Source organism: Sphingomonas cavernae, assembly GCF_003590775.1.
Taxonomy (GTDB): domain Bacteria; phylum Pseudomonadota; class Alphaproteobacteria; order Sphingomonadales; family Sphingomonadaceae; genus Sphingobium_A; species Sphingobium_A cavernae.
Genome location: NZ_QYUM01000001.1, coordinates 48,240 through 65,000, shown reverse-complemented (window position 1 = coordinate 65,000; position 16,761 = coordinate 48,240). Strand labels below are relative to the sequence as shown.

Below are 16,761 nucleotides of genomic sequence, written 5' to 3'. Positions count from 1 at the left end.
GGCACTTCGATTCGCGTCAACAGCCATCGTGCAATTTGTGAGCCTCAGCGCTGCATTCATGGCGAGAGATACCGAAAGCCGCAGAAATGCGCGGCTGAGCACATCTCGCCAATCGGCGATCCGGCGCTTTGCGACTGCATAGCGGCATGATGGATAGAGGCGCCTCCGCCGAATCGCGCCGACTCGAACCGGCCGACCGCGATTCTTCGCTGAGAACGGTTCCCAAAAAAGAAGGCGGCGTCTCCCTTTGGGGTGGGAGACGCCGCCGGTCCGTATGCCTGACGACGTGGGGTGTCGGGCGCGGACGATCAGAATGCCGCCGTTGATGTTGTGGCGCTCGGCGTCGCCGAACTCGCCGGTATAGCCGATGTTGAGGCTGACCGTGCCGGAGACCTCGAGGCCCAGCCCGGCGCCAAGGCGCGCGGTCGTGCGGTCGCGATCGACGCCGGCCGCGATCAGCACGCCGCCCGCAGTGACGCCGGTGAGCACGCCGCTGGCGGTGACATTGTCGCCGTCGAACATATGGCGCACGCCCGCCTCGACCCAGGGGCGCAAGGGCAGATTGCCGAGTTTGGTGTCGGCACCGAGCGTGACACCCGCGTCGGCGAACAGCGCCTCCTTGCGTTTGCCCTCGACGCTGAGGCCAAAAGCCCCCGTGCCCTGCTCGGTCAGGCCTTCACGCCTGGTCGAGACATAGGTCAGGCCTGCCCTGGGGGTCAGCGCCATGCCGCCGAGCGCGATGTCATAGTGCGCCGAGAAGTCCACAAGCCAGCTCTTGAGCCCATAGGAGGCGGTTGCGCTGGTGCGCCCCGGAAGGCTGCGCGTCGTGGTCGCGTCCGCGCCGTCATAGGCCGCCAGAGCGTGGAGGCCGAGCGCACCGATCTCTGCATCCGCGAACACGCCACCGACAAAGCCGTCGGCCTTGGTGCTGGCGCTCAGCTCGTGCAGCGTCTGCTCGCTGTCGAGATGGCCGAGGAAGGCGCCGACGCGCACGCCGTTGCCAAAGCCGTAACCCAGCCCGCCGAGGAAGCCGCTGCTGTCCTCATTGGCTGCCGACGCGCCGGTCGCGGTATTGCCATCGAGCTCGGTGCGGGCAAACATGGTCTGGCCAAAGCCGAACAGGCCCTGCCCCTCGGCCATGGTGTAGCGCAGGCTGCGCGCGGTGTCCGCGATCATCAGGCCATTATCGATGCCGATCCGGCTCGCCGAGGCATAGGCCTCTGGGGTGAGCTGTGCAAAGGCCGCCTGCTTCGACTTGCCCTGCGCATCGACGAGATCGGGCAACGCCGCGGTGAAGGCACCGACCTTCTGCCCCGAACCCAGCACCGCGTTGGCATAGGCGATCGAGGCTTGCGCGTTGGTACCGAAGCTCGCGTCATTGGCGAACTCGCCGACGATCTGGATCTTGTTGCCGCGCTGGGCGACGAAGCCGAAGATCGATTGCGACTTGTTGATCGTGGTGAAGCCGCCGGTGATGCCGCCATTCGCCACCACAAGATCAAGCGCGCCGCCAGGGGCCGAACTCAATGCGCCCGTGATGTCGATCGTCGAACCCGAGGCGATGCTGAGCGTGCCCGAGATGTTGAGAAGGTCGCGGCCCGTGGGGGCAAGCTCGAGCAGCAGGTTCGAGCCCGAAGCGAAGGCGACATTGCCGTTAACCGTCATCGTTCCCGGCGAGGCCCCCGGCGACAACGTCCCGCGCACGTCGATACTGGCGTTGACCGTGCCTGCCGAGCCGAAGGTCGCGCCCTGGCCGACGAGGATCGAGTTGGCCGAGGCGATCGTGGTGCCCGCCTGACCGATGACGCGCCCGCCGGTGACCGCGAAGGTCTGGAAGCCGACATTGCCCGTGATCGAGAGCGTGCCCGCGCCGTTCGCGAAATTCTCGAAGCCGGTATAGCCCGTGCCGTTCCACGTGCCCGTACCCGCACCGCGGAATTCGAGCGTGTCGTTGCCAGCGCCACCCGAGCGCGTGCCTGTGCCGTTGTTGAGCGAGGCGATGATCAGGCGGTCGTCGCCTGCACCCAGATCGACGGCACCGTTGAGCGCACCCGCGATCTCGAGCGTATTGGCCGCATCCGATCCGGTGAGCTGGCCGGTGGTGAGCGTCGCGCCGTTGACGATCTTGAGGCCGCTGCCGAACATGTCGACGCTGTCGAAGCTCGCATTGCCGTCGACGATGAGCGTGCCCGCACCGCCCGTCCCGAGCTGCTCGAAATTGCTGTACCACAGCGAGTTGAGCGAACGCGTCTCGCCAGCTCCCTGCTGAAGCACGAGTCGGTCGGTGCCCGCACCGCCGTCAACCGGGCCGATGATCGAAGCGCCGCCCGCCAGCGTCAGCACATTGTTGGCGCCGTCAAAGACGGTGTTGCCCGAAGAGAGCGTCATGCCGGCTGCAAGCGTCAGATTGCCGCCATTGATCGCAACGCTCTGATAGCCCGCATTCTCATTGAGGATCAGCGTGCCCGAACCATTGGCGGCAAGATCCTCGAAGCCCGTCACGCGGCTGGTGAACAGCGCCTGCGTCACGCCGTCCGATAGGTCGAAGGCGATGCTGTCGCGGCCCGCGCCGCCATTGACGGCGCCGAGGATCGATCCACCCGCGCCGACGATCAGCGCGTTGTCGCCGCCGTCGAAGTTGAGCGCCTGGCCCTGCGCCAGCACGCCGTTCAGCGTCAGCGGTGCTGCGCCCGCAAGGTTGACAGTCTCGAAGCCAGCAAGGCCACCGATCGTCGAGGCGCCGCCAAGGTTGAGGTTGAGCATGTCATTGCCCGCACCGCCGTCGAGCGCACCCGAGAGCACGCCGTTCAGCGCCAGCGTCAGGCTGTCATCGCCGCCACCCAGCGACACGCCGCCAGTGAGCGGGGTGTTGATCGTGACATTCTGTGCGCCGTCATTGCCGATAATGGTACCGACATTATGCGCGGCAGCCCCCGGATTGAGCACGAGGTTGGAACCCGAGCCCAGCGTGATCGTGTCGAAATCCTGCTGGAGCGCGAGACTGAGCGTACCCGCCCCTGCCACGTCGAGCGATTCGAAGTTGATCCCATCGGGGATCGCGCTGACATCGCCCGCGATGTTGAAGGCGATCGTGTCGGTGCCGAGCCCGCCGTCGATCGTGCCCGTCGCGGTGCCGCCCGCGAGCACCAGACGATCGTCGCCCGCTCCCAGATTGACATTGCCCTCGACCTTGCCACCCATCGCCAGCGTGACGACATCCTTGCCGCCGCCCATGTCGACATTGCCCGCGATCGTGCCCTCGACATTGAGATTTTCATCACCGTCGGAACCCGTGAGCGCGGTCATCCCCGACGTCGCAAAACGCGTGCCCGAAGCAATGGTCACGCTCGAATTGGCGATCGTCAGCGTCGCCAGATCCGCGGTGCCCGAGATCGACAGCGTCCCCGAACCCTTCTGCTTCAGCGTCTCGAAGCCCTTGAACAGGTCGAAGTTGATCGCGCCATTGCCCGTGAGATCCACGAGCAGCGTGTCCACGCCCTCGCCGCCATGGGCGATGCCCTCGAGCACCGACGACGCCGCGAACAGCAACGTATCCGCCCCCGAACCCAGGGTCAGATCACCGACAAGGCGCCCGTAATTCTCGAACACATCATCGCCATCCGCCAGATCGACCGAACCCGAAATCACACCACCCGCCAGATTGCGGATCCTGTCGGTCGTATGAATCGTCTGGATCGCACCCGCGATCGCGCCGCCGCCGTTGACCACGTCGCCAAAGGCGATGCCGCCCGGCTCGTTGACATAGAGGCCATCGGTGATGCTGGCACCCGCGCCCCCGCGCACCGTGCCGGAATTGTCGAACTTGAAGGTCCGCCGCGTTGGATCCCTGCCGCTTTCACTGCTGTCGTTGCTCGACGCAGCGATCGCGACCGACTTGGCCCCCGTCGCCTCGATCACGCCATTGGCGCCGTTGATCACGCGAACGATCGTGTTCTCATTCTCGATCGACACGCCAAGGCCAACAGCGATCGCATGCGAGTCAACGGTGGCGGTGCCGCCGCCATTGGCGCGGATCGTGCCGTCGTTGCGGACGTTGGCGACCACCGTCGACACCGCGCCATCTTCGCAATCCTCGGCGGATGGCGCCTTGGGGTCAGGGGCGGCATAGGAGGCAACGATCAGGCCGGCGCCGCCCACGCCCTTGCCCTCGATCGTGCCGCTATTGGCGACGTCAAAACGCCCGCCCGAAATGACCGCGCCGGTCCCCATCACGCCGCCCGCTTCGATCGTTCCGCTATTGGCGATCCTGGCGAACACGTCGTCGGCGCCAGAGACCAAGAGCCCCGTCGCTTCCCCCTGATAGTCTGCCGTGCCGCCGCTGCGGATCGTGCCCGCATTCACGACGTCAATGGCAGCGCCTTCGGTTGCGCCATAGAATTCGACGCGTGCGGTATCGACCTTGGCGCCGTCGGACGCCAATGTGCCGTCGTTACGGAAGGCAAAGCCCTTGTTGCCCACATAGGATGCCATCTCGACCGCACCCTTGGTGGCACTGATGGTCCCGGAGTTGGCAAAGCTGCGCACGCCGTCATCCGCCAGGACGCCCTGCACGTCGCTGGAGATATTGCCCGTGTTGATCAGCGTCATCGCGCCGAATTCGACGTCACCGGTGCGCACATCAATCGCAGCACGCAGATCGGCGATGCCGTTGACATCGACATTGGCGCCATTCTCGATCGTGCCGTCGCCATAGAGACGGATGCCCGTGTTCAGCGTTTCGGCGGCGGTCAGCTTCACCGTCGTCGCTTCGCCTAGCGCTTCGGCTGCGTGGAGCTCGAAGTCGGCGGGCTTGGCGGATGCGCCGAGTGCATAGGTGCCGCTGCTGGTGAAGGAGCGGCCATAGGCATCGAGCCCGTCGCCTGCGTTGATCGTGCCCGAGATGCCCGCGCTCGCGCCATCGCGAACCAGGAAAAGGTCGTCGCCTCCACCAAAGTCGAGATTGCCCGAAACCGTGCCGCCCATCGCGACATAGGCATCGGCCGCAAAGCTGTCCGAAGCCTGACTGAGCAGAATATTGCCGTCGATCGTACCGGCATTTTGCACCGAGACGCCGCCATAACGGCCAGCGATCGCGGTGCCACCCGCCGCCCTGATCGTGCCACCCGCATTGTTGATGACGGCGCTGTCGTCAAATGCGTTGCGCGCGTCGACCGCGGCCACATTGAGCGCCGCACCACCACGGCTCTGGATCAGGCCGCTATTTTCAAGAACCGCATAGGCACGCAATTCCACGGCGGAGCCGATCATGTCGACCCGCCCCGATTGCGCATTCTCGAAATACCCGCTGCCGATCTCCACGCCGGTCGCTGCGTTGCCCCGCGTCGCCGTCGCGGCATCGCCTTCCTCGACGATCTCGCCGCGGTTCACGATGGTGCTGCCGCCTGCCGAAATTGCGATTGCGCGATTATTGGCATCCAGCACGCGGATCTTCGCGCCCTCGCCGATCGTCACTTGCGTGCCCGGTCCGGTGACGAGGCCGTATTCCTGATCGATCGTAATCTCACCCTTGCCGGCGGCCAGCTCGACGCTGTTCGCATGGGTCGCATCGACCGCGATGCCGCGCCCTCCCCTGATCTTGCCCGAAATAACGAGATCAAGCGTCCGGCCACTGCCCTCCATGCGATTGGGGGTCGAATATCGCTCGACAACGACACCACGCTGGATCAGGCCGCTAACGTCTATATCGGCGGTCAGATTGATCTTGCCGTCACCCGCCAGGCGCACCTCGCTCTTGCGCGTCTGCACGGCACCCGCGGCATCGACGGGCCCGCCGAGCGTCAGCACCATATCCTCCCCACCGGCCTCGTAGACGAGCCGGGTGAAGCCGGCGACCGGCGCATCGATCAGATTGGCCGATTGCGTGCTCCCCGCGCGAAGCCAGAGCTCGTTGCTGGAGCCGTTGGTCACACCGCCGGTGACGATGTCGTCGATACGCAGCGTACCCGTGCGATCGACGCGGCCGATATCGGTAACCAGCTTGTCATTGTTCCCGAGCCGGAGCTGACCGTTGAGCTTGCTGCCTTCGGCCGCCCAGAAGGTGTCGAAGTCGGAGCCGGGATCAGTCAGATCGACATGGCCGTTGATCGTGCCCTTGTTCGCGATATTGACGCCCGCCCCGAAGCCGGTTGCGCGAACGATAGCGGCCCTGCCGCCCGTGATCACACCGCCCGCTTCATTGATGATCGTGCCGCTGATGACGGCGACGCCCACATTGCCCGTGATCGTGCCGCTGTTACGCACTCTGCCGAACTGGACGGTCAGCGCGTCCTGTTGCGCCTGGATCACCGCGCCGGCGTTGTTGGTGAAGCTGCCGCCCGTCATGCGGACGCCGTGCTGGTCGCCGCCGGTGAAGATGATCTTGCCGTTGTTCTCGGCATTGGTGGAGGTCAGGTTGATGCCATAGCCGGAATCGCCGGCCCCGCCGATCTCGCCATTGTTGACGAAGCCCGGGCCGTCTGCGCCGCCAAAGGCCATGAGGTTGAGCGCGTGGGTGTAGAAGCCATTGGCCTTGATCACGCCGTCATTGACGAAGCGGCGCAGCGGCGCGTCTCCATTCATGCTGGTGATCAGGTCGAAACCGAACTCGGTGCCGGTGGCGTCGATCGTGCCCTTGTTGACGAAGACAAGGCCGAAATCGGGGTCGATGTCCTCCTCGATCGAGGAACGGAGATCAATGATCGGAGTCTTGCCGGTGGTCGTGAAACTGGCGAGATTGGTGACATCGCCTTCGCCCGATACAGTCAGGCCCGCGGTGTAGTTGCCCGCCGCGATGGTGACATCGGTGTTGCAGCCGCACAGGTCGACACCATAGCGCTCGAAGCCCGTGGGAAGCGCGCCGGCAAGCGTGACGGTGCCCGACCTGGTGACGCGGACGCCGAAAATGTCTTCGCCATCACCGCCATCGATCGCGCCCGTGACGCCGCCGGCGATCTGGTCGCCTTTTTGCTCATAGTAGAAGGCGTCGTCCCCCGCGCCCAGGCGGATGTCGCCCTCGACGGTCGCGCCGATGCGCTGCACGAAATGGTCGCTCGATGCACCGCTGGAGACGACATTGCCGACAATCTGCCCGGCATTCTCGATGCTGGTTTCGTTGAAATCCGCGCCTTCAAGCGCGATCGCGGTGCCGCCCGCACGAATGACACCGCCCGCGCGGTTGACGAGTTCGAGCTCGTCCGCGCGGATCGCTGCCGCGCCACCGGCACCCTCGATCGTGCCGCTATTGTCGATCACGGCGTTCGCGGCGATCGCCGCCCCGGTCGTTGCAGCACTGCGGATGCCGCCCCGATTTACGATCGTCTGGTCACGGCTTGCGCCGGTGCTCGCGATGCCCGACCGGCTGCCCCCATCGATCACGCCAGTGTTCTCGATGCGCTCGAACCGCCCGTCGACGCCGCCGACGACACGCCCCGTCTCTGCGTTGCGGAACTGCGTCAGCAGGCCGCTCGATCCGTCGGGAATTGCGATCGCCGCCCCGGAGGTGCCGGTGATCGTGCCGGCATTGCCGATCGCATAGCGAACGAACGCGTCGACCGCCGCGATACCGCGCTGCCCGGAGATAGCGCCGCCCTGGCCGACCGAGATGGTGACGAACTTGCCCGGCCCACCGACGATGCCATCGCCATCACCGCCCTCGATCGCGCCCGCCACGATCACGCGGCCGTTCTCGTCATACCGGATCGCCGAACCCGTGTCGGGATTGTTGCGCACCGTCGCGCCCGCGAGGATCGTGGTGACTTGCCCGTCGACGGTCGAGACAAAGCCGTTGGCGTCGAGCCCGCTGCACACGATCACGCCGCCTTCGGGCGCGCATTCGGCGCGCGCGGGCGTGGTGGAAAGGGCAAGCGCCAGCCCCCCTACGCCCAACAGAAGAGCCGCACGCGTGGAGCCGGATCGCGAAGCACGGAAAGAATGCGAAACACGAGCAGTACGAACAGACACCATGATAAATCCCCATGAAGATTTTGCGGGTTTCCGGCGCGTTCGCATTCACAGAACTCGGCGCCGATACGAAAGATTCGGTGCCAAATGGCAAGAAAATTGGTTTCTATCTAATCGTTTAGCTGCACATCACTGTGCAACAACGACGATTTTCTTTGGGAATATGCGGATCAATCTGCCGCCTGTTTCGCGGTTCTCTCCACGCGCGGAGAACACGAAGCCTTGAACGCGTCGACGGCTCTCTGCGCCCGGGCAGCATGCGACGACATGGCGAGGGCAACGCCTGCGATAGCGGCGAAACTTGACGCGTAACCCGGCGCAGGACTAACCGCTCCGCATGGACGACAGGGATTTCATCGAGCAGATGGGAGCCGCGTTTCTGGCGCACCGCTTCAAGCGCGCCTCGGAGGCTCTGGTCGACGATATCGGCGCCCTGCTCCGCCAGCGTGGATTGGCGATCCCCGGTCGCGGGGCTTCGACAGTGCTGCTGCTGCACCGCGAGGGCCCGATGGGTATCACCGAAATCGCGCAGCGACTGAGGCTGTCTCATCCGCTCATCGTCCGCATGACGGGACAACTCGTCGAGGCGGGGCTCGCCACGACCTCAAGCGACCCAAGGGATATGCGCCGAAGCATCGTGGCGCTGACCAGCAGCGGGCACGCCCAGGCAGCAAGCCTCGAGGCATGCAACGACGATATCGAGCGCGCCATGTCCGAGGTCTTTGACGAAATCGATCTCGACATGCTGACGGGGCTGACGAAGCTCGAATCCGCGCTCCTTGCGCGTCCGATCAGCCAACGCGTCCTTGACGAAAGTCGCACGGAAACAATGCCGTAAAGGCGCGCATCGCCGGGATCCATATTTGCAGCACCAGCGTCGTACTTGGTCGCACGGAACATGGCGCAGAGCAGCGCGCATGGCAGCGCGAGCGAAATTCAGGTGCGTTGAGGATCCGACAATGACTGTGCATGTGCTACCGCATTCCCTGTCTTCGCAGACCGGCAAGGCGACCGCCCGCGGTCGTGGTCAGGCGCGCGCGATCATCCTCGACGTTGTCGATCGCCTGCTGTGCGAGCGTGGCGCCGAGACGCTGTCGATGGAACTCGTCGCGCAGGAGGCCGGGATCGTCAGACGCACGGTCTACAATCACTTCGGCAGCACCGGTGAGCTGTTCAGAATATCACGCAAGCGCCTTCTCGCGGCGATCGCGCCGCTGGCGCCCAATGAGGTGCCTGTCGACATTCCGCCCGTCGCTGCGCTCACCATCTTCGCCAGACGGGCGATCCAGTTGTTTACCGACCCGCGCCAGATCGAATTGATGCTGTCCATCGTGCGCGATGGCCGCAGCCATCCCTGGCTCGCCGCGGCCTATGACCGCGAGATCCAGACGCCGATGCGGAGCGCGCTCGAGCGGTATTTCAGCATCGCGCGTCGCGCGGGCCTTTTTGATCACGATCCGCGGCGGGCGAGCTATCAGTTGCTGTGGACGCTCGACGCGGCCGCCATGTCGCTGAGCATATTCCAGGAAGCCGATGCGAGCCGCGCGCTCGACGAGCATGGCGAACGGAGGGTGCGCGCTTTCGTCATGCAGCATTACGGCCGCGAAGAAGCGCAATTTTTCGGGCCGGGCGACGCCAGGCGCGTCGGCTGAATCATCAGACCGCGGTCGATAATCACCCCCCGACCGCAGTGTTTGAGGCAATAAAAAAGCCCCTTGGCGTGTTGCCTTGGGCTGTGTGTTGTGTTGGTTGCGGGAGCGTGCACTGGACGGTGTAACGTTCCCGCGATTGTAGAAATATGAGCATTTCGCGGAGGAGCCTTGGTCGTGTGTCCTTGGGGCATTGGTTCCGCGGTGACCTCGGTGTGAAGTTGCACTACCGAGACCCACTCTGCTGCACTTCACCGCGCACCAACCTGGCGCTCTTCTGTCATTGTGGCTCAACTTCGAGAACGGCAAACCCGGCAAGTCGGTTATTCACGGACAATTTGGGCCGCTCGAAAGCGGCCCTTTGCTCATGACCGGAAGAACTTCCCCGCGACGTTCGCAACGAAAACGGGTCGGTAATTAGTTTTTCGTAGAACGGCCCGACCGCCACTTCGCTATATACTGGCGACAGAAATGACCGCGGCGATCTCAAAGCGGTCGAGCACCGCATCAAGATCGCCGCTGGCCATAGCTTCGAGTTAGGCGCGAAAAATTGCCTCGTTCATGGAGCACTTGCTCAAAAAATGCAGGCCGGCGAATGCCCCTTCAGAAGTAGTGGCACCCGCCGCTCCACAGTTATTGCGGTTCAGTATTTCCATTTGAGCGACGCGCCGTAGGTGCGCGGCGGAGCGTAGGAGACGAGGACGGATCCGATGACGTCGGACTTGCCGCTTTCATAGAGTTCGTTGGTGAGGTTCTTGGCCCAGAGCGTGAAGGTCCATTTGCCGTCTTCGGTCTGGAGCCCGAGCGAGCCGTTGAGCACGCCCACCGAATCCTGCGCGGTACGATCGCTGTTCTCGTTGTCGAAGAAGAAGCCGTCGGTCCAGCTATAGTCGGCGCGCACGAACCCCTCGAAACGGTCGGTGATCGGCACGGTCAGGTCGCCGCCGATGCTGAAGGAATTCTCGGGGCTGCGGCGCAGCACATTGCCCTTCAAATTGGTCGGCACGGGCACCGAGCAGAAGCAGCTCGTATCAAATTGCAGCGCGGTGCTGATCAGGTCGCCCGTGATCTTCGCGTCCATATAGGTGTAGTTGGCGAACAGCGTCAGCCCGTCGACGGGAACCATCTGCGTCTCGAGCTCGATGCCCTTGACGCGCGCCTTGCCCGCATTGGCGATGACATTGTCGGCGGGCAGGTTGGGATCGAAGATCACGAACTGCTGCGTCTGGAGATCCTTATACTCGGTCCAGAAGCCCGTGAGGTTGAGCCGCAGCCGGTTGTCGAGCCACATCGTCTTGGCGCCGATCTCGTAGTTCCACGCATATTCGGGATCGTAGGAAACCCGCGCCTCGCCGGGATTGGTCGCGTTCTCGCCGTTCCAGCCGCCCGACTTGTAGCCCTTGGAGACCAAGGCGTAGAGATAGACGTCCTCGGCCGGCTGCCAGTGCAGGTTGACGCTCGGCGTCCACGCATCCCAGCTCTGCTTGTCCGAGGCCGTAAAGCTGCGCGTGAAATTGCCGTTCTCGTCCTCGAACTCGGCGCCGAGAAAGTCGCCGATCGTCTCGCGGTAGACCGCAAAGCGCTTGTTGTCCCGGGTGTAGCGGATACCCGCGGTCAGCCCCAGCGTCTCGGTGAAGTCGTACGTCCCTTCCACGAACGCCGCCCAGGTGTCCGACTTCAGCCGGGTCTCGCCAATCTCCTCGCCCTGCGCGAAAAACTCGACGAAGATATAGTCCGAGTTCTCGACGCGCTTCACCTTCTCATGCTGGTAGTAGAGCCCGGCAAGAAAGTTGAACGGCCCGTCGAAATCCGAGTTGAAGCGCAGTTCCTGCGAGAAGCTCTCGACCTTCTCGTCCTTGTTGTTGACGAAATAGTCGTCGTTGAAGGCATCGCGGTCGATCGCGCCGAAATCGATCCGGCCATCGGGGCCGTAGACCAGCCTGGTGAAATCGATGAAGCTGCCCGCGTCGTTGTTGACCGCGACGAAGCTGCCCTCGCGATAGGCGGTGATCGAGGTCAGCGTGCCCGACCCCGTGTCCCAGTCGGCGGTCAGATGGACGCCGCCCAGATCGGCATCCTGCTTGCCGTCGATATTATTGGGTCCGCGCCGCCGGTCGGGGTTCACGAAGGGGATGTTGTGATCCGACGGGATGAGGATATCGACCCATTTGCCCTGCGCGCGGCGGCGCGTCAGATCGCCCGTGAGCAGGATGTCGAGGCTGTCACTGGGCTGGTAGCGCAATTGCCCCAGCACCCCGAACGCCGACAGGTCTTCCATGTCGTTGCCCGTGAAGGTGTTGAAGGCAAAGCCGTCGCGCCGGCGCGCGGTCGCGGCGATGCTGCCCGACAGCCCGTCTGCGATGCCGCCCGCGACATTGGCCTTGACGTCGAACGCGGCGTAATTGCCGATCCCTGCCTCCATGCCCGCGCGGAACTCGTCGGTCGGCTTGCGCGTGATGAAGTTGATCGCGCCGCCCACGACATTCTTGCCATAGAGCGTGCCCTGCGGCCCGCGGACGATCTCGACGCGCTCGAGGTCGAACAGCTCGATCGCGGTGCCCTGCGCGCGCGGCAGGTAGACGTCGTTCAGAAAGAAGCCGATCGCAGCGCTCGACGCCGCGCTCTCGATATCGGTCCCGATCCCGCGCAGGAAGATATTGGGCTCGGACACGTTGTCGGGGTTGAAGGTGAAGCCGGGCACGCGGCTTGCGATCTCCGAAAACTCCTCGATCCCCGCCTTGTCGAGCGCGTCGCCGCTGAACGCCGACACCGACAGCGGCGTCGTCTGCAGGCTCTCCTCGCGCTTGCGCGCCGTCACGATGATGTCCCCAACACCAACCGCCTCAGCCTCAGCCACCGACGCCGCATCCTGCGCCAAACCCGTTGCAGGCAACGCCAGCACCGCCGCCGCGCCGATCATCAGTGCCACCTTCATCTTGCCTGTTCTTTTCACCAGCTTGCCCCTTCCATGTCGCGCCTTGCCGCTGGTGGAACGCCCCTGCGCCGCTCTGTCGGGGGCATCGGGCGTCTTTTCACGCCGCCCTCGGCTTCAAGACCAAGAGGGAGCCTATGGAGCGTCGCCATAAGTGAATAATAGCAATGTTACGCCGACCTATATGATAATGACATATCGGAAGGTCGGGCGCAGCCAAGTCGCAAGATCGTGCTGTGACAACCGAACCGTTATAGCGAAACACAAAGACATTATACTGTCACATAACGGGATGGTGATATGTCGAAATCACTATCCCATTGACGGACTGCATTATAGCCGCATCGACAGCGCCCGATTTCGACACTGCCACCAGCACGCTGCAGCACCGGACATGGATCCTGCCCCGCAAGGCGCATGCCCGCGAGGCGCAAACCGACCGTGTGGACACGGCGAACAGGGTGAGGGGACGTCATGGCGCACGCCGAACAGCGGCTCAAATCGATCGAGAACCGCTTTCTCGCCAAGCTCAAGCTTCGTCAGTTGAAGCTGCTGATCGCAGTAGCCGAACATGGCAGCATTTTGCGCGCGGCCAATGCGCTCAACGTCGCGCAGCCCGCCGCCACCAAGATGATCCGCGACCTCGAAGGCGTGCTCGACATGGAACTCTTCGAACGCTCGCCTAGGGGAGTGAAGACGACGCTCTATGGCGATGTCGTCGTCCGCCACGCCAAGCTGATCCTCGCACAGGTGCGTCATGCCAGCGAGGAGCTGTTCTCGTTGAACCGCGGTGCGATCGGCAAGGTCGCGGTTGGCACGCTGCTGTCGGCTGTTCCGCCGTTCCTCCCCGGCGCGATCGTCGCGATGCGCGCGCAGCGCGCGGGCATCAAGATTTCGGTGCTCGAGGGCATGAACGACATGCTGATGGGGATGCTGCGCGTCGGCGATCTCGACATCGTCGTCGGGCGGCTTCCCGAATATCGCGAGCATGAGGATCTGGTGCGCGAGATACTCTACAACGATCCCGCCTCGATCGTGGTGCGCGAGGGGCACCCGCTGTGCGATTTGCCCGTGGTCACGCTTGCCGATCTCCAGCGCGAGGAATGGATCGCGCCGCCGCCGCACAGTGCGCTGCGTCGCGACCTCGACGAATGCTTCAACAAGGCGGGGCTGGAACCCCCGATGCGCGCGATAGAATCGGTTTCGATCGCGACCAACTATGCGGTGCTGCGCCATACCAATCTGGTCGCGGCGCTTCCCAGCCAGGTGGCGGAAGCGCAGGCCGGGCTCGTGCAGCTTCCCGTCGATTTCGCGCTCAGCTTCGGCGCGATCGGCGTAACGCTGCGCGCGAGCAACGACCGTGCGCCCGCCACCGACTATTTCCTGTCGATCGTCCGCCAGATGGCGCACGCCGCGGTCGCGCCGCCGATCAGGTGACGCGGCGCTTGACCGCGTAGAACATACAGACGACGAGCAGCCACAGCACGCCGACGATCAGCGCGGTCCGCCAGAAGCCGGTGTCGAACGCCATCGTCACGAACACGCTCAGCAGCACGAGCAGCCCCACGATCTGCAGACCGGGAAAAAGCGGTGCGCGCACCGGACGCGTCGTGTCGGCCGCCTGGTCACGAAAACGCATATGCGTCACGAGGATCGAAACCCAGGTGAACAACCCGCCGAACAGCGAGATGCCGACCAGATACTGGAAGGCGTTGGGGCTGAACATCGCGATGGCGGCGGCGATGAGGACGCCGACGCTCGACAGCACGGTCGCGCGGACGGGCACGCCGCGCGCGCTCAGCACGCCGATCGCGCCGGGCACATGCCCCGCGCGCGCCAGCGAGAACATCATCCGGCTCGCCATGTAGAGCGCGGAGTTCATCGCGGAGAGCGCGGCGCTCAACACGACGAAGTTCATGACATGTGCCGCCGCGGAGAAGCCGAAGCTTGCAAACACCTTGACGAACGGGCTCTGCTCGACCGCCTCGGCACCGCTCTGCGTCCACGGAACGATCGCGACGATGATCCCGATCGAAAGGATGTAGAACAGCACGAGCCGCACGAGCATCGTCCGCATCGCGTGCGGCACCGATTTTTGCGGATCTTCCGCCTCACCCGCCGCCACCGCGATCATCTCGATCCCGAAGAAGGAGAACAGCGCGATCAGCACCGCCATCCAGACGCCGCCGAAACCGAAGGGCAGCGGCCCGCCCTCGACGAAATAGTTGCCGAAGCCCGTGGCGGGCACGCCAACGCCGAAGATCTTGGCCAGCCCGAACAGGATGAAGGTCAGGATCGCGCCGACCTTGATCGCCGAAAGCCAGTATTCGACGCTGCCGAAATTGCCGACCGCGCGCGTGTTGACCCAAAGCACGCCCAGCCCGAACACCGCGGTCGACACCCAGACGGGCAGCCCCGGCACCCAATATTCCATATAATGCCCGATCGCGACCGCCTCGCTGCCGATCAGGATGACCATTGTCGCCCAATAGGTATAGCGCACGACGAAGCCCGCGAGCGGCGAGACATATTGCTCGGCATAGGTGCCGAACGATCCCGCGGTCGGGCTGGCGACCGCCATTTCCGAGAGGCTGAACATGACGATGAGCGCGATCGCCGCGGCGATGATGTAGCTCAGCAGCACCCCCGGCCCGGCATAGCCGACCGCGATGCCGCTGCCCATGAACAGCCCCGTGCCGATCGCGCCGCCGATGCCGATCATGGTGAGCTGGCGTTGGGTCAGCCCGCGCTTCAGCCCGCCCTCGCGCGCGGCCGCGGCGCTTTCGATAGGGCCAGACGCGACCTGCGCCGGCATGGGAGCTTCCTGAGCGGGAGTCATCATCTTCAAAGGGTCGCCAACACTGTCACGCATTCCTGCCCACCATTTCGTTATCGTTCGGGGCGATCTCGCGGCTGGCGGGCACGTGCCGGTCGACCAGGATCACGCCCAGCGCGGTCCCGACGATCGCGACGCCGATCATCCCGAAGAACAGCCCGGCGCCACCGGGAAGCCCAAGCACGATTCCCGCCCCGAATGCACTTGAAATCGCGCCCAGCCGGCCAATGCTCGCCGAATAACCGATGCCGGCCGCGCGACATTCGACCGGAAACACATGCGCGGCGAGCCCGTACAGCATCACCTGGAGCGCGAGCACGCCCGCGCCCGTCGCGCCCACGCCTGCCAGAATCCAGCCATGCGGCATGTCGGGGGCCGCGATCAGCCACGCCCAGCCGATCGTCGCCAGCAGCGCGATCGCCGCCGCGCAGATCAACGTCCGGCGCGATCCCAGCCGCGGCGTCGCCCATGCCGCGACGAAAGAGGCAAGGACACCGCACAGGTTGAAGATCATCGCGCCGCGGATCGCGCTGTCCATTGCAAAGCCCGCGCGCGACAGCAGCACCGGGATCCAGCTCAGGCACGCATAGAGCGCAAGCATCGAGGCGAAAAAGGCGACGGCAAGCCCGATCGCCGAGCGCGCGAGCGGTCCCGAATAAACGCGTCCGCCCCCTGCCTCGATCTCGGGTGCGGCAAAGGGGCCGGCCTGCTGCCCGCCCGCCTTTGCCAGCATCCGCGCGATGCGATCATTAGTGCCCTGCTTGCGCGCAAGAAAGATCGGGGATTCGGGCAGCCCCGCGAGCATCACCAGCGCCAGCAGCAACGGCAGCGCGCCGCCCAGCGCGAAGGCCGCGTGCCAGCCAAAGGTCGGGATCAGCCATGATGCAAGGCCCGCACCGATCATGCCGCCACACGGCACCGCCACGATCACCAGCGTCACCGCATAGTTGCGCAGTTTGGGCGGCATCCATTCGGCGACGAGCGCGGTGGCGTTGGGCACCGCCGCGCCCAGCCCCAGCCCGGTGATGAAGCGCAACGCCGCGAACTGCGCCACGTCCTCAGCCAGCGCGGTCAGCATCGCAACCACGCCGAACCAGACCACGCTGGCGATCAATGCGGGGCGGCGCCCGATCCGGTCGCCGAGCGCACCGCCGACCCCCGTGCCGATCGCCATCCCGACCAGCGCCGCCGCCATTGCGGGCGCCAGCGCCGAAGGCTCGAGCTTCCAGTCGGCGAGGATCGCGGGCCCCGCAAAGGCGGCGAGCTGGATATCGAAGCCGTCGAGCAGGATGATCGCACCCACGATCGCCAGCAATCGCCAGTGGAAGCCCCCTGTCCGCAGCCCGTCGACCGCGTCCTGAACCGGAATGCTCACCCCCTCCGCC

Annotated in this window: 7 protein-coding genes (1 of these 7 cut by a window edge); 3 read left to right on the top strand and 4 right to left on the bottom strand. The window is 64.7% G+C overall.

The features are described from left to right. A protein-coding gene (locus D3876_RS00220; protein ID WP_182911815.1) for an autotransporter outer membrane beta-barrel domain-containing protein crosses the window boundary here: on the bottom strand, positions 1-7,884 show its 5' portion. It extends 84 nt beyond the left edge of the window; 7,884 of the gene's 7,968 nt are visible here — the first part of the coding sequence; its start codon is at positions 7,882-7,884; its stop codon lies beyond the left edge, outside the window. Between the two features lie 412 nt (positions 7,885-8,296). On the opposite strand from D3876_RS00220, the gene D3876_RS00215 reads away from it, so the two are divergent. Together D3876_RS00215 and D3876_RS00210 are read left to right on the top strand one after the other, a co-directional pair. After that, positions 8,297-8,797 carry a MarR family winged helix-turn-helix transcriptional regulator gene (locus D3876_RS00215; RefSeq protein ID WP_119759132.1) on the top strand — a complete coding sequence of 167 codons (501 nt, stop codon included), beginning with the start codon at positions 8,297-8,299 and terminating at the stop codon, positions 8,795-8,797. Positions 8,798-8,918: 121 nt separating this feature from the next. Further along, a complete protein-coding gene (locus tag D3876_RS00210; protein ID WP_182911814.1) occupies positions 8,919-9,611 on the top strand; it encodes a TetR/AcrR family transcriptional regulator in 693 nt (230 codons plus the stop codon). Between the two features lie 640 nt (positions 9,612-10,251). On the opposite strand, the gene D3876_RS00205 is transcribed toward D3876_RS00210, so the two are convergent. Further along, on the bottom strand, positions 10,252-12,561 hold the full coding sequence (locus D3876_RS00205) for a TonB-dependent receptor (RefSeq protein WP_147417550.1): 2,310 nt from the start codon (positions 12,559-12,561) through the stop codon (positions 10,252-10,254). A gap of 453 nt (positions 12,562-13,014) precedes the next feature. Here D3876_RS00205 and D3876_RS00200 point away from each other — a divergent pair, with 453 nt between their 5' ends. Then, the gene (locus D3876_RS00200; RefSeq protein ID WP_119759129.1) at positions 13,015-13,977 is read left to right on the top strand and encodes a LysR substrate-binding domain-containing protein; all 963 of its coding nucleotides are present in this window, start codon (positions 13,015-13,017) and stop codon (positions 13,975-13,977) included. On the opposite strand, the gene D3876_RS00195 is transcribed toward D3876_RS00200, so the two are convergent. Both D3876_RS00195 and D3876_RS00190 read right to left on the bottom strand, forming a co-directional pair. Next, complete coding sequence (locus D3876_RS00195) at positions 13,970-15,355, bottom strand: amino acid permease (protein WP_119759128.1); 1,386 nt, start codon at positions 15,353-15,355, stop codon at positions 13,970-13,972. The two genes, D3876_RS00200 and D3876_RS00195, sit on opposite strands and share 8 nt — an antisense overlap. A 49-nt stretch (positions 15,356-15,404) precedes the next feature. Next, positions 15,405-16,751 carry an MFS transporter gene (locus D3876_RS00190; protein ID WP_119759127.1) on the bottom strand — a complete coding sequence of 449 codons (1,347 nt, stop codon included), beginning with the start codon at positions 16,749-16,751 and terminating at the stop codon, positions 15,405-15,407. Positions 16,752-16,761: the final 10 nt, after the last annotated feature.